We start from the raw sequence: 25,667 nt of genomic DNA on the forward strand, positions 1-25,667 counted from the left end.
ATTGCCTGTGTCGAGAGAATCTCATGAGTTTGCCGCAGAACCTGGGCCCCCGTAATGGCATCCTGTCCCTCACCATCAAGGACAAGTCGGTGCTCTATGCCGCCTACATGCCCTTCATCCGCAATGGTGGCCTGTTCATCCCGACCGGCAAGACCTACAAGCTGGGCGACGAGGTCTTCATGCTGCTCAACCTGATGGACGAGCCGGACAAGATCCCGGTCGCCGGCAAGGTGGTCTGGATCACGCCCAAGGGCGCCCAGGGCAACAGAGCCGCCGGGGTCGGCGTGCAGTTCAACGAAGGCGACAATACCGCGCGCAACAAGATCGAAACCTATCTGGCCGGCTCGCTGAAGTCGGACCGTCCCACCCATACCATGTGATGCTGCGCCGTCCCGCTCGGGGCGGGGCGTCGCTGCTGATTCAAGGCTATTTCTCGTGCACTTCGTCGACTCCCACTGTCACCTGGATCGACTCGATCTTTCCCTTCATGACGGCTCCCTGGATGCAGCGCTGGATGCCGCGCGCGCTCGGGGTGTCAGCCAGTTCCTCTGCATCGGCGTCGATGCCGGCAATGCCCCCACGGTGCAGGCCCTGGCCGAACGCTATGCCGACGTCCACTGCGCCGTGGGCATCCACCCGCTGGATGCCGCCCAGGGCAGCGCCATCGATCTCGACTGGCTGCTGGCGCGGCTGGCCCATCCGCGCGTCGCCGCCATCGGCGAGACCGGCCTCGACTATCACTACCAGCCCGACACCGCCGAGATCCAGCAGCGCTCCTTCGGCCTGCACCTCGAAGCGGCTCGGCGCACGGGGCTGCCGCTGGTGATCCATACCCGCGAGGCGCGCGCCGATACCCTGGCCATGCTGGGGGCTGCCGACCTGCCGGGCGCTGGGGTGCTGCACTGCTTCACCGAGGACTGGGCAACGGCCAAGGCGGCGCTGGACCTGGGCTTCTACATCTCCTTTTCCGGCATCCTGACCTTTCGCAATGCCGCCGATTTGCGCGATGTCGCCCGTCAGGTGCCGGCCGATCGCCTGCTGGTGGAAACCGATTCGCCCTATCTGGCGCCGGTGCCTCACCGCGGCAAGGCCAACCTGCCGCAATTCGTGGTCGAGGTCGCCCAGTGCCTGGCCGATGTGCGCGGGGTGACGCTGGAAACCCTCGCCGAGCAGACCACCGCCAACTTCCACCGGCTGTTTCCCCGCGCCACCCTGTAGGCAAAAAATGGCCCGGGTATCCTGGGATACCCGGGCCGGACCAGCGGTTCGCCCAGACGGAGAGCCGCCTCCCTGGCCCGCGCCGCGGGGGTCGACGCGGCCAGTCACTTGAGTATTGGTCAGCTCGGGGAAAGGTCCAGTCGGGATTGGACGTTTTTTAAACAGTTTTGGAATAGCGCTGCCCCGACACTGGCTATCTCGGGCCTTTCAGGCCCCTAGAAGCGCGCCAGCGCCCCGACCAGATCCAGGGTCTGCTCCAGCACGTGCTCGCTGGTATAGAAATGGGGCGACAGGCGGATACCCGGACCTCGCTGGGCGCAGACCACATCGGCGGTCTTGAGACGCTCGAACAGCTGGCGATTGTCCCAGCCCTCGAGCGAGAAGGTGAGGATGCCCGAGCGGCGCTCGGCAGCGATCGGTGAATGCAGGACCGCGCCGGGCAGGCGGCGGATATGGCTGTCGAGCAGCTCGATCCGCGCCAGCAGGTCCTTGCCCACCTGCTCCATGCCGGCATCTTCCAGCAGCGACAAGCTCGCCTCCAGGGCCACCGCACCGAGCATGTTCGGGCTGCCGCACTCGAAGCGCATCGCCGTCTTGGCCGGCTGCCATTCCCGCTGGCCGTAGTTGCCGGCGTTGTCCAGCATGTGCCAGCCGTATTCGTGCAGCTTCAGCTGCTCGCGCAGATCGGCGCGGCAATAGAAGACCCCCAGGCCTTCCGGACCGAGCATCCACTTGTGGCCGTCGGCCATGGCGAAGGCGCAGTTGCAGGCCTGGGCATCGAAGGGCAGGGCGCCCAGTTGCTGGATGGCATCGACGCACAGCAGCACGCCCTTGGCGTCGCAGCCCTGGCCCAGCTGGGGCAGGTCCAGGCGCAGACCGCTGGCGTACTGCACGGCGCTGATCGCCATCAGGCGGGTGCGCGGACCACAGGCGGCCAGCAGATTGGCCTCGGGGGTGTCACCCAGGCTGACTTCCACCACCTCGACGCCGAAGCGGGCCAGGGCTTCCCAGACCACCCGGTTGGAGGGGAACTCCTCGTCGCTGATCACCACCTGGTCGCCGCTTTGCCAGTCGAGGCCGAAGGCGACGAAGGAGAGTGCTTCGGAGGTGTTCTTCACCAGAGCGATGTCGCTGCTGGACGGCGCATTGAGCAGGCGGGTCAGGCGATCGCGCAGGCGCTGTTCCATGACCAGCCAGGTCGGATAGTTGCGCGCACCGTACTGGCAGTTTTCGGCGGCGAATTCGGTGACGGCCTGCGCGGCGCGCTTGGGCCACGGGGCCACGGCCGCGTGGTTGAGGTATCTCATGGCGTAGGCCTGAGGGAATTCGTGCTTCCAGGAAGACATTGACTCGATCCGTACAATCTGGGTGTGATGGGGCATAATAAGGGGCGCGCCCGCGCGGTTCACCGATGCTTTCGGTGCAGCTCGCCCAAGGTGTGACGAAGTGCCGGTATGCCGAGGGGTGACTGGCGATTCGAAGGCCCTATCCCTTTTCAAAACAACAAGTGGGCTGCCATGCAGAAAGAATCCCGCAAAGTCCGCGAGTTCCGTCGCCGCGAACAGGAAATCCTCGATACCGCTCTGCAGCTGTTTCTCTCCGAAGGAGAAGACAGCGTCACCGTCGAGATGATCGCCGAGGCGGTCGGTATCGGCAAAGGCACCATCTACAAGCACTTCAATTCCAAGGCCGAGATCTATCTGCGGCTGATGCTGGATTACGAACGGGACCTGGCCGAGCTGTTCCAGTCCGACAACGTCGCCCGCGACCGTGAAGCGCTCTCCCGCGCCTATTTCGAGTTCCGCATGAGCGATCCGCAGCGCTACCGCCTGTTCGATCGCCTCGAGGAGAAGGTGGTCAAGACGCGTCAGGTACCCGAACTGGTCGAGCAGTTGCACAGCATCCGCACCTCCAACTTCCAGCGGCTGACCAGCCTGATCGAAGGCCGCATCGACGAAGGCAAGCTCGAGGACGTGCCGCCCTATTTCCACTACTGCGCCGCCTGGGCGCTGGTGCATGGGGCCGTGGCCCTTTACCATTCGCCGTTCTGGCGCGACGTGCTGGAGGATCAGGAAGGTTTCTTCCAGTTCCTAATGGAAATCGGCGTTCGCATGGGCAACCGCCGCAAGCGAGACGTCGAAACGCCTGTCCGATCCTAGGGTCCGATGGAGGCGAGGGATGCCGCGCCATCCCTTTTCTCTTGTCCTAGTGGAGTACCCCCAAGATGATCGTCGACCGCCAGGGTAGGGCGTTTCGCAACTTGCGGATCAGCCTCACGGCGGCCTGCAACTATGCCTGTACGTACTGCGTGCCCAACGGCAAGCGGCTCGTGGCTGCGCAGGACGAACTCAGTGCCGAAACCATGGCGCGGGGCGTGGAATACCTCATCGATGCCGCCGGTATCGAACGGCTGCGCATCACCGGGGGCGAACCCCTGGTCACGCCGCGGTTGGAGCCCTTTCTCGCCCGCGTCTCCCAGCTCGGTCTCAAGGACATCAGCCTGACTACCAACGGTCAGCTGCTGCCGCGCAAGCTGGATTTCCTCATCGACCACGGCATCCGCCGCCTCAATGTCTCGCTCGACACCCTCGATGCCGAGGCCTTTCCGCGCCTGGCGCGGGGGGGCGATCTGGCCACGGTGCTGGCCGGACTCGAAGCGGCCCGGGCGGCCGGCCTCAAGATCAAGCTCAACATGGTGCCCCTGCGCGGCCAGAATCTCGATCAGGTGCTGCCGTTGCTGGATTATTGCCTGGAGCGCGGCTTCGAACTCAGATTCATCGAACTGATGCGCATGGGGCACCTGGCCAAGAATCCCGCGACCTTCAACAACCAGCTGGTGCCCCTGGCCGAATTGCTGGAGATCATCGGTTCGCGCCATGCCTATGTGCAGGCCGATGCGCCGGTGGATTCCACGGCACTGCGCTATCGCGTCGAGTCGGGCGGGCATTTCGGCGTCATCGCCAATGAAAGCGTGCCTTTCTGCCGGACCTGCTCGCGACTGCGGCTGTCGTCCACGGGCTGGCTGCACGGCTGCCTGTCGTCGAGCAACCGCCACTATGTCGGCGATCTGCTGGACAAGCCGCGTCACCTGGCGCTGCCGGCGTTGCAGCGCCTGCTGGTCAAGGCCCTGGGCGACAAGCAGGACGTGGCCTTCTCGGGGGGCGTGACGGTCATGAAGATCATCGGCGGCTGATTCACCCGCTGCGCCTCAAGCTGGCGCGAAAGCTGCTAAGGCCCCTGTATCGACGGCAACTTGGCGCCGGACAGGGGTCTGCTTTCTATGGTCAAACCGCGTTTTCTGTTCATTTCCGTGCTGCTGGCCTGTCTGGGTGGCTGCATGAACGTCAGCGACATGGCGTCCGGAGTCGAGTACCACCTGCGTGACGCGGGACTGCTCGACTACAGCAAGACCCAGCGACTGAACAACTTTCGGCTGCAGGCCGACTCCTACATCTACATAGCCCAGGGCGCCTTCGTACCCATCGGCCATCCCTATGCGCGACCGAACGTGGTGGCGGAAGAGGCCTTCAAAGGGTTCGTGGAGTATTTTCCCCGGGTGCGCCGGGCGGACAAGCCGGAGGGCTTCGACGAGGCCATGGCCAAGGCCCGCCAGCTCGGTGCCCACTATGTGCTCTACACCCGCTTCGCCGGTGCGGACGACCGCATCGGGACCTGGGAAGAGTGGGAGGATCAGGACGACATCGGCCGGGTAGGGCGCGACCGCAGCGTCGTGCAGATGATGCTGGTGGAGGTCGCCACCTTCCGCCTGGTGGACACGGCGCGGATCCGCAGTCGTGGCGGCTTCCTGACGTTCTATGACGAGCGTCCGGAAGACCTGCTCGGACCGGCGCTCAACCAATACGCTCAACGCCTGCTGGGGTTGGGCAGTCGTTAGAGGAGAGGGACGTGAGCCAGGTCGATGTGACGCGCAACCTGCTGGCGCAACTGCCGGCCGTGGAAGAGGGCCGGCTGCCGCCCGTGGAACTCTGGCATCCGCCCTTCTGCGGCGACATCGACATGCGCATCGCCCGGGATGGCACCTGGTATCACCAGGGTACGCCCATCATCCGACCGGCCATGGTGCGACTCTTTTCCACCATCCTGCGCCGCGATCCCGAGCGCTATGTGCTGGTGACACCGGTGGAATGCGTAGGCATCCAGGTGGAAGACGCGCCCTTCCTGGCGGTGGATGTGGAATGGCGCGGCAATGGCCGGGAGCAGGTTCTGGATCTGCTCACCAACGTGGGCGACAGGGTCGCCGTCGATGCCGAGCATCCGCTGCGCTTCGCGGAACAGGATGACCAGCCGGCACCCTATGTCCGCGTGCGTGGCGGCCTGGAGGCACGACTCAATCGGGCGGTGTTCTATCGGCTGATGGACAGGGTGGAGGCGGGTACCCATGAGAGCCGGTCCTGGCTCGGTCTCTGGAGTCGCGGTACCTTCTTTCCCGTCGCGCCCACTGAATAGAGAAAGGGCCCCTCAGGGCCCTTTCTTTGCGCTTACATGTTGGGGTAGTTGGGACCGCCGCTGCCTTCCGGCGCCACCCAGGTGATGTTCTGCGCCGGGTCCTTGATGTCGCAGGTCTTGCAGTGGACGCAGTTCTGGGCATTGATCTGGAAGCGCGGCTCGCCGCCATCGCGGACCACCTCGTAGACCCCGGCCGGACAGTAGCGCTGGGCGGGCTCGTCGTACAGCGGCAGGTTCTGCGCGATGGGAATCGACGGGTCCTTGAGCTTCAGGTGGACCGGCTGGTCTTCCTCGTGGTTGGTGTTGGAGAGGAACACCGAGGACAGCTTGTCGAAGCTCAGCTTGCCATCCGGCTTGGGATAGCTGATGCGCGGCGCTTCGTCGGCCTTCTTCAGGCAGGTGTGGTCCATGCGTCGGTCGTGCAGGGTGAAGGGCAGGGCGCCACCCAGCAGATTGTGTTCGACGAAGGCGAAGGCCGGGCCGAGCAGCGGACCGAACTTATGCATGGCCGGGCCGAAGTTGCGGCTGGCATGGAGTTCTTCCTGCAGCCAGCTGCCCTTGAAGCCATCGACGTAACCCTGGAGTTCGTCACCTTCGCGCCCGGCCGCCAGGGCGGCGACGATGGCATCGGCGGCGAGCATGCCGGACTTCATGGCGGTGTGGCTGCCCTTGATCTTGGCCGGGTTGAGGGTGCCCAGGTCGCAGCCGATCAGGGCGCCACCGGGAAAGACCATCTTCGGCAGGGAATTCAGGCCGCCCTTGACCAGGGCGCGGGCGCCGTAGGAGACGCGCTTGCCGCCTTCCAGGTACTGGGCCACCACCGGGTGGTGCTTGTAGCGCTGGAATTCGTCATAGGGCGAGAGGTGTGGATTGCTGTAGGCCAGGTCGACGATCAGGCCGACCACCACCTGGTTGTCCTCCAGGTGATAGAGGAAGGAACCACCTGGGTTCTCCTTGTCCAGCGGCCAGCCGGAGGTGTGGATCACCAGGCCCTGCTCGTGCTTGGCCGGGTCGATCTCCCACAGCTCCTTGATGCCGATGCCATAGTGCTGCGGATCAGCGCCTTCGCCGAGCTTGAATCTCTGGCCCAGCTGCTTGCCCAGGTGGCCACGGCAGCCTTCGGCGAACAGGGTGTACTTGCCGCGCAGCTCCATGCCGGGGGTATAGACCCCTTCCTTGGGTTGGCCTTCGCGATCCACGCCCAGGTCGCCGGTGATGATGCCGCGCACCACGCCCTGCTCATCGATCAGCGGCTCCTGGGCGGCGAAGCCCGGATAGATCTCCACGCCCAGGGCTTCGGCCTGCTGGCCCAGCCAGCGGCAGAGATTGCCCAGGGAGATGATGTAGTTGCCTTCGTTGTGCATGGGCTTGGGCACGAAGAAATTCGGTACCTTGGTCGCCTGGCGCTCGTCCTTGAGCAGGTAGATGTCGTCACGCTTGACCGGAGTGTTCAGGGGCGCGCCCAGTTCCTTCCAGTTGGGAAAGAGCTCGTCCAGGGCGCGCGGTTCGAAGACCGCGCCGGAGAGAATGTGGGCACCGACCTCGGAGCCTTTCTCGACCACGCAGACGCTGATCTCCTGGCCCTTTTCGGCCGCCTGCTGCTTGAGGCGACAGGCCGCGGACAGGCCCGCGGGGCCGGCCCCGACGATCACCACGTCGAATTCCATGTATTCGCGTTCCACGGCTCACTCTCCTCAGGCAAAGCTCACGATCTGGTTATTTATGTAGGGGTGCAACAAAAGACTTCATTATATCCGGCGTGCTCCCTGGCACCCATTCAAACGTTTGTTTAAATTTTCTGCAAGCCTGTTAGACTCGGGAGTTACTGGCCCCTGACGGACTGTCGCGTTGACCCCTGCTGCCGTGGAGGTCAACATAAGAAGAATTTGCAACAAGAGCGGCTGACAAATCGTTGCGAGCGGCTGCCAGGTGGGTGTGTGCGGCGCGCAGGAACCGCAGTGTACGAGCGTTACACGAGGATTCCGAGCACTGCACGCGCCCGCATGGCGGACGCGCAGTAGGTTTGTCAGTCGCGTAAAGCGTTGGATCGACAGGGGTCGTTTTCAACGCAAGGCCGCCTTGGCGTCCTGTTTATTCACCAGAATAAATCGAGGGATTCATGAAGGTTCTCGTAGCTGTCAAACGCGTGGTGGACTACAACGTCAAGGTCCGCGTCAAGGCCGACCAGACCGGTGTCGACCTGGCCAACGTCAAGATGTCCATGAACCCCTTCTGCGAGATCGCCGTGGAAGAAGCGGTGCGCCTGAAGGAAAAGGGTATCGCCAGCGAGATCGTGGTCGTGACCGCGGGTCCCGCCCAGGCGCAGGAACAACTGCGTACCGCCCTGGCACTGGGCGCCGATCGCGCCGTGCTGATCGACACCGGTACCGCCGAGCTGTCGTCGCTGACCACCGCCAAGCTGCTCAAGGCCGTGGTGGACAAGGAACAGCCCCAGCTGGTGATCCTTGGCAAGCAGGCCATCGACAGCGACAACAACCAGACCGGCCAGATGCTGGCGGCCCTGACCGGCTTCGCCCAGGGCACCTTCGCCTCCAAGGTGGAGCAGGCCGGTGACGGCCTCAACGTGACCCGTGAGATCGATGGCGGTCTGCAGACCGTGGCGCTCAAGCTGCCGGCGGTGGTGACCACCGACCTGCGTCTCAACGAGCCGCGCTACGCCTCGCTGCCCAACATCATGAAGGCCAAGAAGAAGCCGCTGGAAACCCTGACCCCCGACGCCCTGGGCGTGGCGGTGAAAGCCTCCTACGAGGTGGTCAAGGTGGAAGCCCCGGCCGGTCGTCAGGCGGGCATCAAGGTCAAGTCCGTGGCCGAACTGGTCGAAAAACTCAAGAACGAAGCGAAGGTGATCTGATGGCCATTCTCGTCATTGCCGACCACGACAACGCCAACCTCTTCGGCGCTACCCTGAACACCGTCGCCGCGGCCCAGGCCATCGGTGGCGACATCCATGTGCTGGTCGCCGGCCAGAATGCCCAGCCGGTCGCCGACGCCGCCGCCAAGATCGCCGGTGTCAGCAAGGTGCTCCTGGCCGACAACGCCGCTTACGCTCACCAGCTGCCGGAAAACGTCGCGCCGCTGGTGGTCGAGCTGGCCGCCAACTACAGCCACGTGCTGGCCGCTGCCAGCACCAATGGCAAGAACTTCCTGCCGCGCGTCGCTGCGCTGCTGGACGTCGACCAGATCTCCGAGATCATCGCCGTCGAATCCGCCGACACCTTCAAGCGGCCGATCTATGCCGGCAACGCCATCGCCACCGTACGTTCCACGGCACCGATCAAGGTGATCACCGTGCGCGCCACCGGTTTCGATCCGGTCGCCGCCGAGGGCGGTTCCGCCGCCATCGAAGCCGTGAGCCTGGCCAAGGACGCCGGCATCTCCAGCTTCGTTGGCGAAGAGCTGGCCAAGTCCGACCGTCCCGAGCTGGGCGCCGCCAAGGTGGTGGTCTCCGGTGGTCGCGGTCTGCAGAACGGTGACAACTTCAAGATCCTCTACGCCCTGGCCGACAAGCTGGGCGCAGCGGTGGGTGCCTCGCGCGCCGCGGTCGACGCCGGCTTCGTGCCCAACGACATGCAGGTGGGCCAGACCGGCAAGATCGTCGCGCCCCAGCTGTACATCGCCGTAGGCATCTCCGGTGCCATCCAGCACCTGGCCGGCATGAAGGATTCCAAGGTGATCGTCGCCATCAACAAGGACGAGGAGGCACCGATCTTCCAGGTGGCCGACTACGGCCTGGTGGGTGATCTGTTCGAATTGATCCCCGAGCTGGAAAAGGCCATCTGAGGCCCGCTCTTCCGCGTGCAAAAGCCCGCCCTTCGGCGGGCTTTTTCTTGGGCGCGGCAAGCCCTGGCACAGCGCCTTCGCGGCAAAGAGGGGTGAGTCGATTTCTTGTCGTTTTTGGACATTGCCGCCCCGGGAAGGGAAGGGTTAAGGTCAGGCCTAGCTGTACCGGTATACCTTCAGGGTAGCCTGCTACTGTTCCGCTTTCGTCCAGGAAGACGCCATGACCAATCTGTTGCTCTATCAGCGCATCGCCCAGCAACTGGCGAACGACATCCGCACGGGGGTCTACAAGCCCGGCGAGCGGGTGCCTTCGGTGCGCAAGCTGAGCCAGCAACTGGGCGTCAGTCATGCCAGCGTCCTGCAGGCCTATGCCACCCTGGAAGACCAGGGGCTGATCCGCGCCCGGCCGCAATCGGGCTTCTATGTGCACCAGACCCCGGCACTGACCGCGCCGACGCCGGACATCGCCACGGTGGAGCGGCCGAGTCTGGTGACCCGTGCCGGCATCATCAACCAGGTGTTGGCCGAATCGCGGCGTGAAGGCGTGGTGCCCCTGGGCATGGCGGTGCCCCAGCCCGACTACCTGCCGCTGCGGGCCCTGCACCAGCAGCTGTCCAAGGTCACCCGTTTCCAGGCCCGCGCGGCCTTTTCCTACCTGCACAGTCCGGGCTACGAGCCCCTGCGCCGCCAGGTCGCCATTCGCCTGCGCGATGCGGGGGTGGTGGTAGGGCCGGAAGAGGTGGTGATCACCCATGGCTGCGTGGATGCCCTGCAGATGTCGCTGCGGGTGCTGACCAAGCCGGGCGACCTGATCGCCACCGAGTCGCCGTCCTACTACGGGCTGCTGCAACTGGCCGAGGTGCTGGGCCTCAAGGTGATCGAGATTCCCTGCGATCCGGATACCGGGCTCAGCGTGGAGGCGCTGCAACTGGCCGCGAGCCAGTGGCCGGTCAAGGCCCTGGTGGTGGCCGCGCGCCTGAGCAATCCCCTGGGCGGCAGCATGCCGGAGGCGCGGCAGAAGCAGCTGCTCAGGCTGGCGGCCGAGCGCAACATCGCCATCGTCGAGGACGACATCTATGGCGAGCTGACCTACGACAGCGGCTCCAAGGCGCTCAAGGCCCTCGACAAGCAGGGACGGGTCATCTACTGCTCGAGCTTTTCCAAGACCATTTCGCCCGGCGTCCGCATCGGCTGGGTGGTAGCCGGGCCCTATCAGGAAGACATCTGCCGCCTGCAGACCTTCACCACCCATTCCGCCTGCAGCGTGACCCAGATGGGCGTCTCCGCCTATCTGGAGAATGGAGGTTACGACCGTCACCTGCGCGCCATCCGCCAGGAATACCGGCGCAACATGACCGCCTTCCAGCTGGCGATCCAGGAGCATTTCCCCGAGGGCACCCAGATGAGTCGGCCCAATGGTGGCTTCATCCTCTGGGTCAGTCTGCCGGTGCGGGTGGACACCCGTCTGCTGCACCAGCGCGCCCTGGATCAGGGGGTGAGCATCGCGCCCGGGATGATCTTCAGCAACACCGACCAGTTCAATCACTGCATCCGCCTCAATTGCGGGCTGCCCTGGGGACGCGATGCCCAGCGGGCGCTGATGACCCTGGGCCTGCTCGCCCGTCAGCTCTGCCAGGAAACCCTGGCCGCCTAGCGGCACGCCTGGAACCCACCGTGGGGCAGCGGAGTCGGTTGTAGAGACTGCCCCTGTCGCCCCTGGTGAACCGTTCCGGGCGCGATACCCTGAGTGTGGTGAGCCCATGCGTGGATACCTGGCAACGACGGCGCTGGCCGTGACCCTGCTGTTGGCGGGCTGCGATAACGAGTCACCGCCCGCGACGGCCAAGACGCCTCCCGCACCAGCGCCAGAAGCGCCGAAGCCGCCGGTGGCCGCCGAGCCCGAGGGCAGCGCCGCCGATCTACGCGCCTACCGCCTGGACCCGCTCCCGACCAAGGCCTTCGTACTGCCTGCACCGCCACCGAAGAAACAGGACCTGGCCAGGAACAGCCAGCTCAAGAAGCCCGCCGTGCCCAAGCCGGCGCCGGCGGCCACTCATCCGCTCGACCTCAGCGTGCCCAGTGAAGCGGCTGCATCCCAGTCGGTGAGCACGCGCCACCTGGGCTCGGGCAAGACCGACAACAGCGTCGCCGAGGCCGGTCTGCTGCCGCAGCTGTTTCGCAAGGAAGACGACCCCGGTCGTTTCGAACTGGGCGGTCGCGTGATCAGCCGGGATCGCAGCGACGATTTCGAAGGCGCGGAAGTCGAGTTGCGCTTTCGCCGCTAGCCGGACGAGGGCGGTGTGCCGTCGTTGAACGGCTGTCCGGAACTTCCTGGCCGCAACGCTTGCCGACAGTTCAGGTGGCGGACACGTCGTCTGCCTGGATTCGGGAGCGTTCCATGCCCAGCGCAACAGGCAAGATTCGTTATGCAGTGGTAGCGGGTGGCTGGATTTCCCAGGGCGCCTTCATGCCCGGGGTAGGCCAGACCAGCAATTCCGAGATGACCGCCCTGGTCACCGGTGATCCGATCAAGGCGCGGGATCTGGCCGCCAAATACGGGCTCAAGAGCTACAGCTACGAAGAATTCCCCAACTTGCTCGCGTCGGGCGAGATCGATGCCATCTATCTGGCCACGCCCAATTTCCGCCATCTGGAATTCGCGGTGCCGGCGCTGGAGGCCGGTATCCATGTGCTGCTGGAAAAGCCCATGGCGATCAGCGAGGAAGAATGCCAGGCGATCAACGCTGCGGCCGCGCGCTCCGGCGCCAAGCTGATGATCGCCTACCGGCTGCACTGCGAGCCGGGTACGGTGGAAATGATCGAGCGGGTACGCAACGGCGAGATCGGTGATCCGCGCCTGTTCACCTCGACCTTCACCCAGCCGGTCGATACGGCCAACCACCGAGCCCAGAGTGGCTTCTGGGCCGGCCCCGTCACCGACATGGGGCCTTATCCACTCAATGCCGTGCGGGCGCTCTTCGCTAACGAACCCATCGAGGTCAGTGCCGTTGGGGTGCAGACACCCGGGCGCGACGTCACGACCTGGGATGCCGTGACCGTGACCCTGCGCTTTCCCGAAGAGCGGTTGGCGACCTTTACCGTCAGCTTCAGCGGCCCCAATACCGAGCGTTTCCAGCTGGTGGGCCGCAAGGGCGAGATCGAGGCCTCGCCGTGCTTTGGTTTCGGTGAGGGCGTCGCTATCGGCTATCGCCTGACCGTGGACGGGGAGACGAAGGAGTTCAAGGCGCCGGTGGTGGACCACTTCGGCGGCGAGACGGCCTATTTCTCCGATTGCATCCTGCAGGATCGGCAGGCGGAAATGGACGGGGAGGAGGGCTGGCGCGACGTGCGTGTGCTGGCGGCCATCGAGCGCGCCCTGGAAAGCGGTCAGCCGCAACGCCTGGAACCGCTACCCAAGCGCCAGGGGCCGACCCGTGAGCAGGTGCGCAGCCTGCCACTGGCGGAGGTGCCGGAGTACGTCAACACCAAGGCACCGCTGGAGTCCTGATGCCACAGAGCCCTGCCACCCAGGGGGTGGCAGGGCTCTGCTTGGAGGCTCGGGGCGCGATCAGCGGTCCTGGGCCTCCTTGGCATCCATCTCGGCATTGCGCTGCCGGATCTTGGTTTTCTGTTCGTCGGTCAGGGGCACCTTGCGCGCCGTGTCCTTGAGCATGAGCAGGCTGCCGACCACCGAGCCGATGGCGACCAGCAGGATCAACCAGGCATACCAGGGCATCTGTCTTCTCCTCAAGTGGCTGTACAGCTTCGACCACGGGCGAGGCTATCAGTGCGCCCGGCAGCCGGCATTCGTGCGCCGGATCCAGGCAGCGTAACCCAGGTCGTAGAGCCAGTTGAAGGCCAGCGTATAGGGCAGGAAGAACAGGATCAGTCCCAGGTCCAGCAGCAGGGCCTGCCACAGGCTGATGGACAGCCACCAGGCGGCCAGCGGTACCAGCACCAGGATCAGCCCGCCTTCGAAGCCCAGGGCATGCAGCAGGCGGACACCCAGGCCGCGGGTGAAGCCCAGGCGCTGTTGCAGTCGATCGAAGCCCAGATTGAACACCAGATTCCAGAGCATGGCGATGGCGGAAAAGGCGGCGGTGAGCAGACCCATGTGACCCAGGGAGCGGTCCAGCAGCCAGGCCAGGATCGGGGTGGCGAGCAGCACGGCGATCCCTTCGAACAGCAGGGCATGCAGAATGCGGGCACTGGCGGGACGCTGGGTGAGCGGGCTGGACATGAGACGACTCCATAGTGGACAGGCCTTCAGTCTCATCGGTTAAGCTGGGGAGATCAAAATGGACTCCATAGGCTGAGCCGATATGTATCCCAATGCCGAAGCTCTCGAGGCGTTCGTCGAAGCGGCCGCGACAGGCTCCTTCAGTGCGGCGGCCCGGGTACTGGGCAAGCGGCAGTCGAGTGTCAGCGAGAGCATCGCCCGGCTGGAGGACGAACTGGGGGTACTGCTGTTCGATCGCCAGGGCCGCTATCCACTGCTGACGGCTGCCGGAGAGCAACTGCTCGACCAGGCCCGCGCCGTGCTGTCGGCCCATGACCGCCTGGCCAATCGCGCCACTCAGCTGGCAGCCGGGGTGGAGCCGCGCCTGACCCTGGTGATCTCCGATACCTATCAGCCCACCCGTTACGAGGCGCTGCTGACGGAACTGGACCAGCGCTATCCGGATCTCGAATTCGAATGCCTGATCGCCGAGGACGCCGATGTGCTCAGCCTGGTCCAGGGTCGCGCGGATCTGGGCCTGCTGGCCGGTCAGCCGCCCTATCCGGCGGACATCGAGGCGGCCACCCTGGATGGCCTGGTCACCTTCGGCCTCTATGTCGCCGCCGATCATCCGCTGGCGGCGCTGGAGCGGGTCACGCCCGCCGACCTGGCGCCCTATCGGCTGCTGCGCCTGAGCACCGTGACCGAGGCCTCTCCCCAGGTCAGCCGCCTGCCGGACACCCGCGGCCGCTGCTGGTCGGCGCCCGACTACCTGCTGCTGCTGGACATGGCGGTGCAGGGTTTCGGCTGGGCGGAGCTACCGCTGTGGCTGGTGACGACCTTCGGCCAGGGACGGCTGGTGGAGCTGGCCGTACCCGGCTGGCCGCAACGAGTGGCGGTGGACGTGGTCTGGTCGCGGCGGCGGCCGCTGGGTCCGGCGGGCAACTGGCTGCGCGAACGCCTGCTCAAGCCAAGTTGAAGGGCGAGGACCCGTGCGGGCAGCGGCCAAGTGCCGGCGCGGCGCTTTTCTGCGAAAATGCCGGCCTTTGCCGTTTTGCCGAGAGCTCCCATGTCCGCCTGCCAGTCCCCCATCATCGTCGCCCTGGATTTCCCTTCGTCGTCCGCCGCCCTGGCGCTGGCCGACCGCCTCGACCCCGCCACCTGCCGGGTCAAGGTCGGCAAGGAGCTGTTCACCGCCAGCGCCGCCGGGGTGGTGGAGGCCCTGCGCACGCGCGGCTTCGAAGTCTTTCTCGATCTGAAATTCCACGACATCCCCAACACCACCGCCATGGCGGTCAAGGCCGCGGCGGAGATGGGCGTCTGGATGGTCAATGTCCACTGCTCGGGTGGCCTGCGCATGATGACCGCCTGTCGCGAAACGCTGGAGGCCTTCCAGGGGCCCAAGCCGCTGCTGATCGGTGTCACCGTGCTGACCAGCATGGAGCGTGAGGACCTGGCCGACATCGGCTTGGACGTGGATCCCCAGGAGCAGGTCCTGCGCCTGGCCGGTCTGGCGGCTCGCGCCGGCCTGGACGGCCTGGTCTGCTCGGCCCAGGAGGCCTCGGCGCTCAAGGCCGCGCAACCGGCGCTGCAACTGGTCACCCCCGGCATCCGTCCGGCCGGCAGCGCCCTGGATGACCAGCGCCGTATCCTCACCCCGCGCGAGGCCCTGGACGCCGGTTCCGACTACCTGGTGATCGGGCGGCCCATCGCCCGCGCCGCCGATCCGGCCCGCGCCGTGGAAGAGATCCTCGCCACCCTGAAATAAGCGGTAAACCTCCAGGGCGACGGTCGCCGGTAAAAGGTGCTGCTATTCTCGTCCTGCAGGCCGACGCCCTCTCGCGTCGGCGCAAGGCGAGAGACCTCAGGGCATGCACAATAGGTTGAACGCCTGTCTCAAGGCGGTAGACGGCGTTTTGTTGGGCAAGGAAACCCAGGTCAGGCTGGCGCTGGCCTGCCTGCTGGCGCGGGGTCACCTGCTGATCGAGGACCTGCCCGGCATGGGCAAGACCACCCTCAGCCATGCCCTGGCCAAGGTGCTGGGGCTGTCCTTCCAACGCATCCAGTTCACCTCGGACCTCCTGCCCGGCGATATCCTCGGTACCTCGGTGTTCGATCGCGACAGCGGGCAGTTCGTCTTCCATCCCGGGCCGGTGTTCGCCGAGTTGCTGCTGGCCGACGAGATCAACCGGGCCACCCCCAAGAGCCAGAGCGCGCTGCTCGAGGCCATGGAGGAGGGGCAGGTGACCATCGAGGGCGCCACCCGGCCCTTGCCCGATCCCTTCTTTGTCATAGCCACCCAGAATCCCATCTCCCAAGGCGGCACCTTCGCCCTGCCGGAATCCCAGCTCGACCGCTTCCTGATGCGCCTGTCGCTCGGCTATCCCGGACGCGCCGCCGAGCGGGCATTGCTGCTCGGCGGTTCCGGCCGCGAGCAACTGCCACGCCTCGAGCCCCTGCTGGATCACGCCCAACTGCGGCTGATCCAGGCCGAGGTGCCGCGCATCCACGCCAGCGAGGCGGTGGTGGACTATGTGCTGCGCCTGGTGGAGGCCACCCGCACCCAGACGTCCTTCGCCCTGGGCCTATCGCCTCGTGGTAGCCTGGCGCTGCTGGCCGCGGCGCGAGCCTGGGCACTGCTGGCGGGGCGCGACCATGTGCTGCCCGAGGACGTCCAGACGGTGCTGCCGGCGGTGGCCGGGCATCGCCTGCGCGACATCGCCGATCCCGCCGGGCATGGGGGTGGCGCCCTGGTGCAATGGCTGCTGCGCGAAGTCCCGGCGCTGTGACCGGCGGCGCCTGGCAGCGCTATCGAGATGGCTGGCTGGCGCGGCGGATTCCGCCGGCCAATCGCATCACCCTCGATCAGCGGCGCATCTTCATCCTGCCCACCCGCCAGGGCGGCGCCTTCGCCATCGCCCTGCTGCTGATGCTGCTGGCCGGCATCAACTACCAGAACAGCCTGGCCTATGGCCTGACCTTCCTGCTGTTTTCCCTGGCGCTGGTGGCCATGCTGCACACCTACCGCAACCTGGCCGGTCTGCAGCTGGCCGGCGGTGGCGCCAGTCCGGTGTTCGCCGGAGAGGCCGCCGGCTTTCGCCTGCGCCTGGAGAGCGAGCGCCGTGCGCACCAGGGCATCGCCCTGGGCTGGCGCAACGAGCCGCTGGTGCTCAGCGACGTACCGGCAGGAGAGAGCGTCGCCCTGCAGGTCTTCCACCCGGCGCCGAGCCGCGGCTGGCTCAGCCCCGGGCGACTGCGGGTGGAGAGCCGTTTCCCCCTCGGCCTGTTCGTCGCCTGGAGCTGGCTGGACCTGGACGTGCGCGCCCTGGTCTATCCGCAGCCACTGGCGACCACGACGCCGCTGCGCAGTGGCCAGGATGCCGGTAGCGAGGAAGGCCAGCGCCAGGCGGGGCAGGGCGCCGACGACTTCCAGGGATTGCGCTCCTATCAGCCCGGCGACTCGCGCCGGCGGCTGGACTGGAAGGCCTTTTCCCGGGGGCAGGGCCTGCTGGTCAAGGACTTCACCGCCCTGGCCGGCAGCGAACTCTGGCTGGATTTCAGCGTGCTCGATGGCGACACCGAGACGCGGCTGTCCTGGTTGTGCCAGGCGGTGCTGGACTGCACGGCGCGTCAGCTGCGTTTCGGCCTGCGCCTGCCCGGGGTAGAGCTGGCGCCGGCCAGCGGCGAGAGCCAGCGCGACGCGGCGCTGCAGGCCCTGGCCCTGTTCGGGCGGCCGACATGAGCAACGCCGTGCCGCAACCCATCCCGCGCATCGCCCTGATCTGGCTGCTGGTGGCCCAGGCCCTGGTGATCCTGCCGCACCTCACCCATCTGCCGCCCTGGGTCGGCCTGCTCTGGGCCTTTTGCGCCGGCTGGCGGGTGCTGCTGTTTCGCATGCGGGTGCGGGCACCGACGCGGATCGAGAAGGGCGGCCTGCTGCTGCTGACCATGGGCGGCATCTGGCTGTCGCGCGGCTCCTTCATCGGCCTGGACGCTGGCGCCGTGCTGCTGCTGGTGACCTTCGCCCTCAAGCTGATCGAGATGCACAGTCGCCGCGATGCCTTGGTGGTGATCTACCTGGGTTTCTTCGCGGTGGTGATCGCCTACCTGTTCGAGGACGGCCTGCTCGCCGCGCTCTACAGCCTGCTGCCGGTGACCGCGCTGGTGGCGGCGCTGATCGGTCTGCAGCAAAGCGCCCTGGCGAGTCGGCCGCTGGCGACGCTGAAGGTCGCCGGTACCCTGCTGCTGCAGGCGGTGCCGCTGATGCTGCTGCTGTTCCTGGTGTTTCCCCGGATCGGTCCGCTGTGGTCGCTGCCGCAACCGGGCGACCAGGCGCGCACCGGACTGGGCGACAGCATGGCGCCGGGGGAGATCGCCCAGCTCTCGCAATCCGCCGAGCGGGTGTTCCGGGTCAGCTTCGCCGGTGACCGGCCGGCGCAGCGCGACCTCTACTGGCGGGCCACCACCTACGAGCGCTTCGATGGCGCGCGCTGGTCGGTGGATCCCGACACGGCCTGGAGTCCGGAACCGGCCTGGACGCCGGGCGGACCCCGGCTGGACTATCAGGTGGTCATGGAGCCGAGCGGTCGGCCCTGGCTCTATGGCCTGGACGTGGCGCGCAGCGATCAGCGCGACGTGCGCCTGGCCAGCGATTTCCATCTGCAGCGCCGCCGCCCGGTGGACCAGGCGCTGCTCTACCAGGTATCCAGCTGGCCGCAGGCCACCCGCGAGCCGGAGCGGCTGTCCGCCTCCAGCCAGCGTCGTGCGCTGCAGCTGCCCAGCGGGGGCGAGCCGCGCACCCGTGCCTGGGTGGCTTAGCTCAAAGCGCGCCAGCCGACGCCCGAGGCCCTGGCCCAGGCGATCCTGGCCTATTTTCGCCAGCAGCCCTTCGTCTACACCCTGCAACCGCCCACGGCGAGCGTCGACGCCATCGACGCCTTCCTCTTCGATAACCACCGGGGCTTCTGCGCCCACTATGCCGGCGCCATGACCTTCGCACTGCGGGTGGCGGGCATCCCGGCGCGGGTGGTGGCGGGCTACCAGGGCGGTGAATTCAATGCCGCGGGTGGCTATCTGCTGGTGCAGCAATTCGATGCCCATGCCTGGGTGGAATACTGGCTGCCGGGGCGCGGCTGGATCAGCGTCGATCCCACCGCCCAGGTGGCGCCCGAGCGGATCGAGCGTGGTCTGCAGGAGGCCCTGGCGGCCCAGGGCGCGGCCAATGAGTTCCTCGCCGACAATCCCTTCGCCGCCAATCGCTATCGCAACCTGGCCTGGCTCAATGACCTGCGCCTGGGCTGGGATCGTATCAACTACGGCTGGCAACGCTGGGTGCTCAACTACCAGGAGGATACCCAGGGCGAGCTCTTCAAGCGGCTGCTGGGCGAGGGTTCGCTGCAGCGCCTGGGGCTGCTGTTGGCGCTGGTGGTGCTGGGCGTGCTCGGGGTGATGGCGTTGCTGGTGCTAAAGCCCTGGCAGCGGACGCGGGATCCCCTGCTGGCGCGCTTCGACCAGTTCGAGCGCCTGCTGGCGCGGCAAGGCGTCAGGCGCCGAAGCGGCGAGGCGGCGGGCAGCTTCGCCGGACGCGCCATGGCCGAGCTGCCGGCGGCGCGCGCAGCCATCTTGGCCTTTTCCCAGGAATTCCAGGCGCAGCGCTATGCCGGTCGGCCGCAGGATCCTGCGGCTCTGACCAGGGCGCTGAAGCTATTGAAACGCGAGCTGCGTGGCCGTCAGGCGCGCAGCGATTGAGGTACGGGGAGGGCGTCAGGCTCTTGCAGGGCGAAGGCCACCAGGCAGACGATGGCCGCCAGGATCAGTGGTTGCGGATGGGGGTTGCCGAGTGCCTGGGCGATGCAGCCCAGGCCTAGCAACAACAGCACGGCGGAAGTGAGGGTGGTGACCGAGCGCATGGCGGTTCTCCAAAAACGTGCGGGCATCTTGCCGCCTGTCGGGCAACCGCGCGAATGCGCTCTCGCTATGGAGGCTATAGGCGCAACTGGCGAATCGCCTGATTCAGGGTTCCTGCAAGTTCGGCCAGTTCGGTGCTGGTGCAGGCCGACTCCTGCGTCAGCAGCATGGTCCTTTCCGTGACATCGCGGATGCCTACAACCGACCTGCTCATCTCTTCCGCCACCTGGGCTTGCTGTTCCGCGGCAACGGCGATCTGGGTGTTGCTGTCGCGCATCAGGGTCACGGCGGCGGTGATGTCGGCCAGGGCCTGCCCGGCGGCGCCGGCCTGGACCACGCAGTCGTCGGCCTTGAGCGAGCTTTCGCGCATGAATTCCACGGCATCGCGGGTGCCGGCCTGGAGGCCGTCCACCATGCGGGTGATCTCGTCGGTGGAGCCCTGCACCCGCTTGGCCAGGTTGCGCACCTCGTCGGCGACCACGGCGAAGCCACGGCCGGCCTCGCCGGCACGTGCCGCCTCGATGGCGGCGTTGAGCGCCAGCAGGTTGGTCTGCTCGGCGATGCCGTGGATGACGTTGACCACGCTGGTGATGCGCTCGCTGTTCTCGGCCAGCTCCTGGATCATCACCGCGGTCTGCTGCACGCCCTGGGAGAGGTCGGCGATGGAATGGCTGACGCGCTCCACGGCCTGCTGGCCGGCGCCGGCCAGGCGGTCGGCTTCCTGGGACTGGTCGCGGGTGCCGGCGGCGTGCTCGGCGATCTGCTGCACGGTAGCGCTCATCTCGTTGATCGCGGTAGCCGCCTGGTCGGTCTCGTGCTGCTGATCCTGCATGCCGCCACGCACGCCCTGCATGCCGCTGGCCAGGCGTCCGGCGCCTTCGTCCAGGCGCGAGGCGCTGGCGGCCACGGTACCGACCACGCGGGTGTAGCTGTCCTGCATGGCGTTGAAGGCCTGGGTCATCTGTCCGACCTCGTCGCGCCCCCGCACCTCGACCCGGGCGGTGAGGTCGCCGTCGCGCTCCACCCGCAGCATGGTGTCCTTGAGGCGTTGCAAATTGCCGAGGATGAAGCGGATCAGGAGCTGCGAGGCCACCAGCAGCACCAGCATCAGCACGCCCACGGCGAGGGCGTATTCCGGTGCCCGGGCGATAAAGATGTCGCCAAACGTCGGGGCGTTCAGCTTAGCCGCTGCCTCACCCACGACGGCCTTGACCGCCTTGAGCTGCTCGGCGCGGCCGGAGACCTCCAGCTGCATGGCGAACAGCACCAGCAGGAGGCTGGTGACGAAGGCGACGGCATTGACCGCCCAAAACTTGTACTTGAGGGAAATATCGCGCAGCCAGGCAAACATAGGGGGCATCCAGTCGGCGGGGCCGCACAGCCTGGCAGGCCGGCGCGCTCCGGATCTTGACTGGCGTCAACGTCCTGCGAGAAGACGTCTGACGCCGTGGAACAAGCCCTGAGGTTAACGGCCCACGTCTTCGCGACTTTAGCGCAGCGGCGCCCCGTGCCTAGTCGAATTCTTCGAGCCGCTCTGGCACGGCCATCTCCGGCAACCCGAAGAAGGCGCGGGCCGTGGCGGTGGTGTGCAGGGCGGTCTGCTCGGGCGTCTCACCGCGCAGGCGCGCCACGGTGCGCAGGATCTCCGGCAGGAAGGCCGGCTCGTTGTGGCCATGGCGCGGCTTGGGTCTGAGGGTGCGCGGGAGCAGGTAGGGGGCATCGGTTTCCAGCATCAGTCGGCCGACCGGGATCTGCCCGACCAGCTCGTGCAGGTGCAGGCCGCGGCGCTCGTCGCAGATCCAGCCGGTGATGCCCAGATGCAGGTCGAGATCCAGGTAGCCGTAGAGCGCCTTGCGCTCGCCGGTGAAGCAGTGCACCACCGCCGCCGGCAGGTGGTCGCGATAGTCGCGCAGGATCGCCAGCATCCGCTCGCTGGCGTCGCGTTCATGCAGAAACACCGGGCGGCGCAATTCGGCGGCCAGGGCCAGCTGCTCTTCGAAGCAACGCTCCTGCTGCGGTCGCGGGGTGAAGTCGCGATTGAAGTCCAGGCCGCATTCGCCCAGGGCGCGCACCTTGGGCTGGCTGGCCAGGTCGCGCAGGGTCCTGGCGGCGGCCGCATTCCAGGTCGAGGCTTCGTGAGGGTGGACGCCCGCGGTGCTGAACAGCGCCTCGCCCGCATCCAGGCGCAGGCAGAGATTGAGGGCGTTCTCGCTGTCTTCGAGGGTGGTACCGGTCAGCACCAGTTGCATCACACCGGCGGCCTGGGCTCGCTCGATCACCGCGTCCACCTCCTTGAGCAGACTGGGGTGGGTGAGGTTGACGCCGATGTCGATCAATTGCATGGTGCGGCCCTTCTACAGATTTTGTCCTTTCATTCTATCCGTAGTCCGGGTGCTATCGGCGCTGTCCCGGCCAGGTCAGGAGTCCTGGATGCCGTTTCGATTCACCCTTGTCCTTCTTGGCTGCCTGCTCGCCGATTCCGCCCAGGCGCGGCTCGGCGCCCTGCCTCCCGAGGCGCCGCGCCATGTCGCGGCGCGCGACCTGACCGCCATCGAGCGTGCTGGCGAATTGCGCGTCCTGGTCAACCAGAGTCGGCACAGCTCCGGCGAATGGAACGGCCAGGCCCTCGGCATCGAGTATCGGCGCCTGGAGGCCTTCGCTCGCTATTTGCAGCACCAGCCCGGGGGGCGGCCGCTGCGCCTGGTCTTCGTGCCCAAGGCCAAGGACGACCTCCTGACGGCGCTGCAAAGAGGCGAGGGCGATCTGGTGGCGCCTGGCGAAACCCTGCTGCCGCCAGCGCATTCGGCGCTGATCGCCGCGTCGGTGGCGGCGCCCGCCAGCCTGGTGGTGGTGGGTGGGCGCGGCCAGCGCCTGCCGCGTCATCTGGAGCAACTGGCCGGGCGCCGGGTGGTGCTGCCCCAGGGCAGCGCGGCCGGTCCGGCCCTGGCCCGGCTCAACGCCCAGCTGGAGAAGCGCAGACTGCGGCCGGTGCAGGTCGAGTGGGCCGATCCGACCCTGGCGGTGGAGGACGTTCTGGAGCTGACCCAGGCCGGCATCTATCCGCTCAGCGTCGTCGAATCCGGTCTCGCCCATCGCTGGGCGCGGGTGCTACCGCGCCTGCGGGTGGCCGATCGAGTCGTGGTGGCCCATGACCAGGCGCAGCTCTGGTATCTGCGCGCCCCGGCGCACCAGCTCGCCGAGCGGATACGCACCTTCGCTCGGCAACCCCAGGCGCGCGACGACGACAAGGCCTTTCGCCAAGCCTACGCGCGCCGCTACCAGGTGCGCGATCCACTGCAGGCCCATGACCGCAAGCGCCTGGCCCAGGTGCGGCCGCTGCTGCAGCGCTACGCCAAGGCCTACGACTTCGACTGGCTGACCCTGGCCGCCATGGCCTACAAGGAATCCGGTCTCGATCCCCATGCGCGGGGAGCGGGACGCGCCGCGGGGCTGCTGCAGATCACCCCGCGGGCGGCGCGCAGTGTCGGGGTACGCAACCTGCATTCCGCCGAGGACAACGTCAAGGCGGCCACCCGCTATCTGGCGCGCCTGCGGCGCGAGTTCTTCTCCAGTCCGCGGCTCGCCGAGCGCGAGCGCCGCGCCTTTACCCTGGCGGCCTACAACCTGGGGCCGGAGCGCGTCCAGGCGCTCAGGGCCAAGGCGCGCAAGCAGGGACTGGACGGCGATCGCTGGTTCTTCCAGGTCGAGCGCATCGCCGCCGAGGAGGTGGGTATCGGGGTGGTCAACTACGTGGCCAGCGTCAACAAGTACCGGGTGGCCTTCAGTCGCGAAAGGGCCCGCCTGGAAGCGCCGGCCGTGGCGGCGACAGGTGCCAGGGAGACCGGACGCGGGGACGGTTGAAGCCCGCTTGACAGGGCGGCCGAGCCCTCCCTAGGATGATCCTGCGCCGATTTAAACAGCAACTTGCGGGGCGCTCCCAAATACCGCTAAAGCGCTGGACGGAACAGGCCTCGTACTACCGCCCAGCTGGATCTACGAGGCGGAATTTCGTCCATGCTACCGCTCCCGCTACGCCTTACTCCCCTGACCCAGGGCAAGCTCGCCAGTCATCCCGCCATCCTGCTCGGCGGTCCCGACCAGCCCACACTGCTGCGTTATCTCGAAGGCTGGCCCAAACGCTGGCCGCACAGCCGCACCCTGCAGATCCGCTTCGCCGATCAGGCCGAACAGCTGCGCGCCTTCGGCAACGACAGCTTCGACTTCGCCGTGGTGCAGTCGCCGGGCCAGGCCGCTCTCGAACCCCTGGTGCGGGAACTGACCCGGGTGGCGCGGCAAGGGGTGATCACCCGGCGTCGCTAGCGCGGGTATCAGCCAGTCTGAAGCCGCCCTTGCCGGCCAGCTTGGAGGTGTAGAGCGCCTGGTCCGCCCGCGCCAGCAGGGCCGGGCTGTCCTCCGTGGCCCGCTGCAGGGCGATGCCGATGCTCGCGCTCGTGCCCTGGGGCATCAGACGTCCGAGAATACGCTGTGCCAGCTCCCGAGCCCCTTCTTCGGTAGCGTCCTGCATCACCAGCAGGAACTCGTCACCGCCAAGGCGGCCGGCGAAGTCGCTCTGCCGCACGCTCAGGGTCAGCACCTCGCCGCAGGTTCGCAGCAGACGATCGCCCGCGGCATGGCCCCGGGAGTCGTTCACGCCCTTGAAGTCGTCCAGATCGATATAGAAGACCGCTACGCTCCCCGGCCATGAGCGAGGCCGATGCAGGGCGCCCTCGAGCAGCGCGAGAATGCCAGCGCGATTGTAGAGTCCGGTCAGGTTGTCATGAGTGGCATGCCAGCGGCTATCGGCTTCGGCCGTCAGCGCGCGCACCAGGGTGCGGTTGAGAGCGTGCAGCAGTATCCAGTTGGCCGTCAGATAGAGCGGTGCCTGCAGCAGGAACAGCCGCAGCAGGGGTTCGGGCTGGAGCAGGGTGGCCAGTTTCATCGGGACGTCGGTCAGCAGGATCTGCAGAAAGGCATAGCGCGGTATGCCCTGGTTGCGCATGGTGACGGCCCCGTTCATGGCCACCGCCGAGGTACAGCCCAGCACCTGCAGCACCACATCGCCACTGAGTACGCAGGCGGCCGTACCCAGGCCCAGGGTGGCCGTCCAGAGCAGTCCGAGCAAGAGTGAGACTTCGCTGAGCCACGGCGGCGCCAGGCTGTCCATCAGATGGATGCAGTGCAGCAACACCAGGCGGGTGAGCCAGATCAGGGTATCGAGAATCATCCAGCCGATGAATATCGGCGTGGGATGCAGGAAGGCACAGGTCCAGCTGATCAACAGACTGTTCAGGGCGCCGACGAACATGGCGCCGCGGGAGGAAAACGGGCCGGCCATGAGCTGCCGCAGCAGGTCTTCACCGAGCGGTTCGCGAGTGGTCACGAGCCAGCGCAGGACGCGCTGGTTGGGCAAAGCGTAAAGCGTCGGCGCTCTCATGCCGCGAATCCTTGCGTGAGAAGGTGGCGGGCCTCCGCCAAGTTGCGCCATGGATTTTGCCTGAATTTTGTGACTTGAATCGCATTCTTTGAGCGGAAGTAATCTGCAGGAAGATCAATTATCGAGATATTCGATCTCGACGATATACCAGCGCTGCTCGCCGGCTGGCGTCTGCAGGCGAACCTCCGCGTCCAGCGCCTTGCCGACCAGGGCCCGCGCCAGGGGCGAGTCGATGCTGATGAGGTTCTGCCGGAGATCCAGTTCGTCAGGGCCGACGATGCGGTAACGCTTTTCCGCGCCCTCGTCGTCTTCCAGGGTGACCCAGGCGCCGAAATAGACCTTGCTCGGATCGGCCGGGCGGTCGCGGATCACCTTGAGATTCTCCAGCCGCTTGCGCAGGAAGCGCACCCGGCTGTCGATCTCGCGCAGCATCTTCTTGCCGTAGATGTATTCGGCGTTTTCCGAGCGATCACCCAGGGCGGCCGCCTCGCTCACCGCCTGGGTGACCTGGGGCCGGCGCACGTTCCACAGTTCGTGGAGTTCGGCGCGCAGCCGGGCTTCGCCGGCAGCGGTGATCAGGGGCGTGCCGGCGGTGCGCGGCGGACGGTAACGACTCATGGA

General features: G+C 66.7%; 26 protein-coding genes, 1 other RNA gene and 1 pseudogene. 18 read left to right on the forward strand and 10 right to left on the reverse strand.

The window, feature by feature from the left end; genetic code table 11:
• Positions 1 to 23: 23 nt before the first annotated feature.
• Together EC839_RS01395 and EC839_RS01400 are read left to right on the forward strand one after the other, a co-directional pair.
• Positions 24 to 380, forward strand: a complete 357-nt coding sequence (locus EC839_RS01395; RefSeq protein ID WP_017641886.1) for a PilZ domain-containing protein — start codon at positions 24 to 26, stop codon at positions 378 to 380.
• Positions 381 to 435: 55 nt separating this feature from the next.
• Positions 436 to 1,218, forward strand: coding sequence for a TatD family hydrolase (locus tag EC839_RS01400; RefSeq protein ID WP_132831911.1), 783 nt, complete (start codon positions 436 to 438; stop codon positions 1,216 to 1,218).
• Between the two features lie 215 nt (positions 1,219 to 1,433).
• Here the strand turns inward: EC839_RS01400 and EC839_RS01405 are convergent, their stop codons facing one another.
• Positions 1,434 to 2,564: an aminotransferase class V-fold PLP-dependent enzyme gene (locus EC839_RS01405; protein ID WP_132831912.1), complete on the reverse strand. Its 1,131-nt coding sequence runs from the start codon at positions 2,562 to 2,564 to the stop codon at positions 1,434 to 1,436.
• 171 nt (positions 2,565 to 2,735) lie between these two features.
• Between EC839_RS01405 and EC839_RS01410 the strand changes: the two genes are divergently transcribed.
• The 4 genes from EC839_RS01410 (at position 2,736) to EC839_RS01425 (ending at position 5,685) form a co-directional block, all read left to right on the forward strand.
• Positions 2,736 to 3,377 carry a TetR/AcrR family transcriptional regulator gene (locus tag EC839_RS01410; protein WP_007160588.1) on the forward strand — a complete coding sequence of 214 codons (642 nt, stop codon included), beginning with the start codon at positions 2,736 to 2,738 and terminating at the stop codon, positions 3,375 to 3,377.
• 65 nt (positions 3,378 to 3,442) lie between these two features.
• Positions 3,443 to 4,411, forward strand: a complete 969-nt coding sequence (locus tag EC839_RS01415) for a GTP 3',8-cyclase MoaA (RefSeq protein ID WP_064307437.1) — start codon at positions 3,443 to 3,445, stop codon at positions 4,409 to 4,411.
• Positions 4,412 to 4,498: 87 nt separating this feature from the next.
• Positions 4,499 to 5,113 carry a DUF4823 domain-containing protein gene (locus EC839_RS01420; RefSeq protein ID WP_132831913.1) on the forward strand — a complete coding sequence of 205 codons (615 nt, stop codon included), beginning with the start codon at positions 4,499 to 4,501 and terminating at the stop codon, positions 5,111 to 5,113.
• Positions 5,114 to 5,124: 11 nt separating this feature from the next.
• A complete protein-coding gene (locus tag EC839_RS01425) occupies positions 5,125 to 5,685 on the forward strand; it encodes a DUF1285 domain-containing protein (RefSeq protein ID WP_132831914.1) in 561 nt (186 codons plus the stop codon).
• A 32-nt stretch (positions 5,686 to 5,717) separates the two neighbouring features.
• On the opposite strand, the gene EC839_RS01430 is transcribed toward EC839_RS01425, so the two are convergent.
• Entirely contained in the window at positions 5,718 to 7,367 is a 1,650-nt protein-coding gene (locus EC839_RS01430) for an electron transfer flavoprotein-ubiquinone oxidoreductase (RefSeq protein WP_132831915.1), read from the reverse strand.
• A gap of 217 nt (positions 7,368 to 7,584) precedes the next feature.
• A non-coding RNA gene (locus tag EC839_RS01435) (sX9 sRNA) lies at positions 7,585 to 7,660 on the reverse strand.
• Positions 7,661 to 7,804: 144 nt separating this feature from the next.
• Between EC839_RS01435 and EC839_RS01440 the strand changes: the two genes are divergently transcribed.
• From EC839_RS01440 to EC839_RS01460, 5 genes are all read left to right on the forward strand, one after another.
• Positions 7,805 to 8,557 (forward strand): electron transfer flavoprotein subunit beta/FixA family protein, encoded by a 753-nt coding sequence (locus EC839_RS01440; RefSeq protein WP_027599021.1) that lies wholly within the window; start codon positions 7,805 to 7,807, stop codon positions 8,555 to 8,557.
• Complete coding sequence (locus EC839_RS01445; RefSeq protein ID WP_132831916.1) at positions 8,557 to 9,486, forward strand: electron transfer flavoprotein subunit alpha/FixB family protein; 930 nt, start codon at positions 8,557 to 8,559, stop codon at positions 9,484 to 9,486. Before EC839_RS01440 ends, EC839_RS01445 begins: the two co-directional genes overlap by 1 nt.
• 220 nt (positions 9,487 to 9,706) lie before the next feature.
• Positions 9,707 to 11,140, forward strand: a complete 1,434-nt coding sequence (locus EC839_RS01450; protein ID WP_027601567.1) for a PLP-dependent aminotransferase family protein — start codon at positions 9,707 to 9,709, stop codon at positions 11,138 to 11,140.
• A 106-nt stretch (positions 11,141 to 11,246) separates the two neighbouring features.
• Positions 11,247 to 11,771, forward strand: a complete 525-nt coding sequence (locus EC839_RS01455; protein ID WP_256680895.1) for a hypothetical protein — start codon at positions 11,247 to 11,249, stop codon at positions 11,769 to 11,771.
• Positions 11,772 to 11,884: 113 nt separating this feature from the next.
• Positions 11,885 to 12,994 (forward strand): Gfo/Idh/MocA family protein, encoded by a 1,110-nt coding sequence (locus EC839_RS01460; RefSeq protein WP_132831917.1) that lies wholly within the window; start codon positions 11,885 to 11,887, stop codon positions 12,992 to 12,994.
• 60 nt (positions 12,995 to 13,054) lie between these two features.
• Here EC839_RS01460 and EC839_RS01465 read toward each other — a convergent pair whose 3' ends face one another.
• Both EC839_RS01465 and EC839_RS01470 read right to left on the reverse strand, forming a co-directional pair.
• The gene (locus EC839_RS01465; protein ID WP_007160578.1) at positions 13,055 to 13,222 is read right to left on the reverse strand and encodes a DUF2897 family protein; all 168 of its coding nucleotides are present in this window, start codon (positions 13,220 to 13,222) and stop codon (positions 13,055 to 13,057) included.
• A 48-nt stretch (positions 13,223 to 13,270) separates the two neighbouring features.
• A complete protein-coding gene (locus EC839_RS01470) occupies positions 13,271 to 13,726 on the reverse strand; it encodes a multidrug/biocide efflux PACE transporter (protein WP_132831918.1) in 456 nt (151 codons plus the stop codon).
• An 82-nt stretch (positions 13,727 to 13,808) separates the two neighbouring features.
• On the opposite strand from EC839_RS01470, the gene EC839_RS01475 reads away from it, so the two are divergent.
• The 5 genes and pseudogenes from EC839_RS01475 (at position 13,809) to EC839_RS01495 (ending at position 19,453) form a co-directional block, all read left to right on the forward strand.
• A complete protein-coding gene (locus EC839_RS01475) occupies positions 13,809 to 14,684 on the forward strand; it encodes a LysR family transcriptional regulator (RefSeq protein WP_132831919.1) in 876 nt (291 codons plus the stop codon).
• A gap of 90 nt (positions 14,685 to 14,774) precedes the next feature.
• Complete coding sequence (pyrF, locus tag EC839_RS01480) at positions 14,775 to 15,473, forward strand: orotidine-5'-phosphate decarboxylase (RefSeq protein ID WP_027599014.1); 699 nt, start codon at positions 14,775 to 14,777, stop codon at positions 15,471 to 15,473.
• Between the two features lie 103 nt (positions 15,474 to 15,576).
• Entirely contained in the window at positions 15,577 to 16,494 is a 918-nt protein-coding gene (locus tag EC839_RS01485; RefSeq protein WP_132831920.1) for a MoxR family ATPase, read from the forward strand.
• Positions 16,464 to 17,447, forward strand: a complete 984-nt coding sequence (locus tag EC839_RS01490) for a DUF58 domain-containing protein (RefSeq protein ID WP_256680896.1) — start codon at positions 16,464 to 16,466, stop codon at positions 17,445 to 17,447. Before EC839_RS01485 ends, EC839_RS01490 begins: the two co-directional genes overlap by 31 nt.
• Positions 17,444 to 19,453 (forward strand): annotated as a pseudogene (locus EC839_RS01495) (DUF3488 and DUF4129 domain-containing transglutaminase family protein). The gene EC839_RS01490 and the pseudogene EC839_RS01495 overlap by 4 nt, the downstream one beginning before the upstream one ends.
• Here the strand turns inward: EC839_RS01495 and EC839_RS01500 are convergent.
• The 3 genes from EC839_RS01500 to EC839_RS01510 form a co-directional block, all read right to left on the reverse strand.
• On the reverse strand, positions 19,435 to 19,614 hold the full coding sequence (locus tag EC839_RS01500) for a hypothetical protein (RefSeq protein WP_115946476.1): 180 nt from the start codon (positions 19,612 to 19,614) through the stop codon (positions 19,435 to 19,437). The pseudogene EC839_RS01495 and the gene EC839_RS01500 overlap by 19 nt on opposite strands.
• A 74-nt stretch (positions 19,615 to 19,688) precedes the next feature.
• Entirely contained in the window at positions 19,689 to 20,963 is a 1,275-nt protein-coding gene (locus EC839_RS01505; RefSeq protein ID WP_132831921.1) for a methyl-accepting chemotaxis protein, read from the reverse strand.
• A 160-nt stretch (positions 20,964 to 21,123) separates the two neighbouring features.
• Positions 21,124 to 21,954, reverse strand: a complete 831-nt coding sequence (locus EC839_RS01510) for a TatD family hydrolase (protein WP_132831922.1) — start codon at positions 21,952 to 21,954, stop codon at positions 21,124 to 21,126.
• A gap of 88 nt (positions 21,955 to 22,042) precedes the next feature.
• Between EC839_RS01510 and EC839_RS01515 the strand changes: the two genes are divergently transcribed.
• Positions 22,043 to 23,473, forward strand: coding sequence for a transglycosylase SLT domain-containing protein (locus tag EC839_RS01515; RefSeq protein ID WP_132831923.1), 1,431 nt, complete (start codon positions 22,043 to 22,045; stop codon positions 23,471 to 23,473).
• Between the two features lie 153 nt (positions 23,474 to 23,626).
• Positions 23,627 to 23,932: a hypothetical protein gene (locus EC839_RS01520; RefSeq protein ID WP_132831924.1), complete on the forward strand. Its 306-nt coding sequence runs from the start codon at positions 23,627 to 23,629 to the stop codon at positions 23,930 to 23,932.
• On the opposite strand, the gene EC839_RS01525 is transcribed toward EC839_RS01520, so the two are convergent.
• Together EC839_RS01525 and greB are read right to left on the reverse strand one after the other, a co-directional pair.
• On the reverse strand, positions 23,916 to 25,046 hold the full coding sequence (locus EC839_RS01525) for a diguanylate cyclase (RefSeq protein WP_165904645.1): 1,131 nt from the start codon (positions 25,044 to 25,046) through the stop codon (positions 23,916 to 23,918). The two genes, EC839_RS01520 and EC839_RS01525, sit on opposite strands and share 17 nt — an antisense overlap.
• Positions 25,047 to 25,160: 114 nt before the next feature.
• Complete coding sequence (gene greB, locus EC839_RS01530) at positions 25,161 to 25,664, reverse strand: transcription elongation factor GreB (protein WP_132831926.1); 504 nt, start codon at positions 25,662 to 25,664, stop codon at positions 25,161 to 25,163.
• Between the last annotated feature and the right edge of the window lie 3 nt (positions 25,665 to 25,667).

The organism is Pseudomonas sp. JUb52 (assembly GCF_004341115.1).
GTDB classification, from domain to species: Bacteria; Pseudomonadota; Gammaproteobacteria; order Pseudomonadales; family Pseudomonadaceae; genus Chryseomonas; species Chryseomonas oryzihabitans.

Coding starts and splice junctions, on each gene's coding strand:
- EC839_RS01445 (WP_132831916.1), top strand. CDS start 8,557: ATGGCCATTCTCGTCATTGCCGACCACGACAACGCCAACCTCTTCGGC.
- EC839_RS01515 (WP_132831923.1), top strand. CDS start 22,043: ATGCCGTTTCGATTCACCCTTGTCCTTCTTGGCTGCCTGCTCGCCGAT.
- EC839_RS01420 (WP_132831913.1), top strand. CDS start 4,499: ATGGTCAAACCGCGTTTTCTGTTCATTTCCGTGCTGCTGGCCTGTCTG.
- EC839_RS01475 (WP_132831919.1), top strand. CDS start 13,809: ATGTATCCCAATGCCGAAGCTCTCGAGGCGTTCGTCGAAGCGGCCGCG.
- greB (WP_132831926.1), bottom strand. CDS start 25,664: ATGAGTCGTTACCGTCCGCCGCGCACCGCCGGCACGCCCCTGATCACC.
- EC839_RS01455 (WP_256680895.1), top strand. CDS start 11,247: ATGCGTGGATACCTGGCAACGACGGCGCTGGCCGTGACCCTGCTGTTG.
- EC839_RS01395 (WP_017641886.1), top strand. CDS start 24: ATGAGTTTGCCGCAGAACCTGGGCCCCCGTAATGGCATCCTGTCCCTC.
- EC839_RS01470 (WP_132831918.1), bottom strand. CDS start 13,726: ATGTCCAGCCCGCTCACCCAGCGTCCCGCCAGTGCCCGCATTCTGCAT.
- EC839_RS01520 (WP_132831924.1), top strand. CDS start 23,627: ATGCTACCGCTCCCGCTACGCCTTACTCCCCTGACCCAGGGCAAGCTC.
- EC839_RS01490 (WP_256680896.1), top strand. CDS start 16,464: ATGGCTGCTGCGCGAAGTCCCGGCGCTGTGACCGGCGGCGCCTGGCAG.
- EC839_RS01415 (WP_064307437.1), top strand. CDS start 3,443: ATGATCGTCGACCGCCAGGGTAGGGCGTTTCGCAACTTGCGGATCAGC.
- EC839_RS01485 (WP_132831920.1), top strand. CDS start 15,577: ATGCACAATAGGTTGAACGCCTGTCTCAAGGCGGTAGACGGCGTTTTG.
- EC839_RS01525 (WP_165904645.1), bottom strand. CDS start 25,046: ATGAGAGCGCCGACGCTTTACGCTTTGCCCAACCAGCGCGTCCTGCGC.
- EC839_RS01460 (WP_132831917.1), top strand. CDS start 11,885: ATGCCCAGCGCAACAGGCAAGATTCGTTATGCAGTGGTAGCGGGTGGC.
- EC839_RS01500 (WP_115946476.1), bottom strand. CDS start 19,614: ATGCGCTCGGTCACCACCCTCACTTCCGCCGTGCTGTTGTTGCTAGGC.
- EC839_RS01505 (WP_132831921.1), bottom strand. CDS start 20,963: ATGTTTGCCTGGCTGCGCGATATTTCCCTCAAGTACAAGTTTTGGGCG.
- pyrF (WP_027599014.1), top strand. CDS start 14,775: ATGTCCGCCTGCCAGTCCCCCATCATCGTCGCCCTGGATTTCCCTTCG.
- EC839_RS01405 (WP_132831912.1), bottom strand. CDS start 2,564: ATGTCTTCCTGGAAGCACGAATTCCCTCAGGCCTACGCCATGAGATAC.
- EC839_RS01465 (WP_007160578.1), bottom strand. CDS start 13,222: ATGCCCTGGTATGCCTGGTTGATCCTGCTGGTCGCCATCGGCTCGGTG.
- EC839_RS01410 (WP_007160588.1), top strand. CDS start 2,736: ATGCAGAAAGAATCCCGCAAAGTCCGCGAGTTCCGTCGCCGCGAACAG.
- EC839_RS01450 (WP_027601567.1), top strand. CDS start 9,707: ATGACCAATCTGTTGCTCTATCAGCGCATCGCCCAGCAACTGGCGAAC.
- EC839_RS01510 (WP_132831922.1), bottom strand. CDS start 21,954: ATGCAATTGATCGACATCGGCGTCAACCTCACCCACCCCAGTCTGCTC.
- EC839_RS01440 (WP_027599021.1), top strand. CDS start 7,805: ATGAAGGTTCTCGTAGCTGTCAAACGCGTGGTGGACTACAACGTCAAG.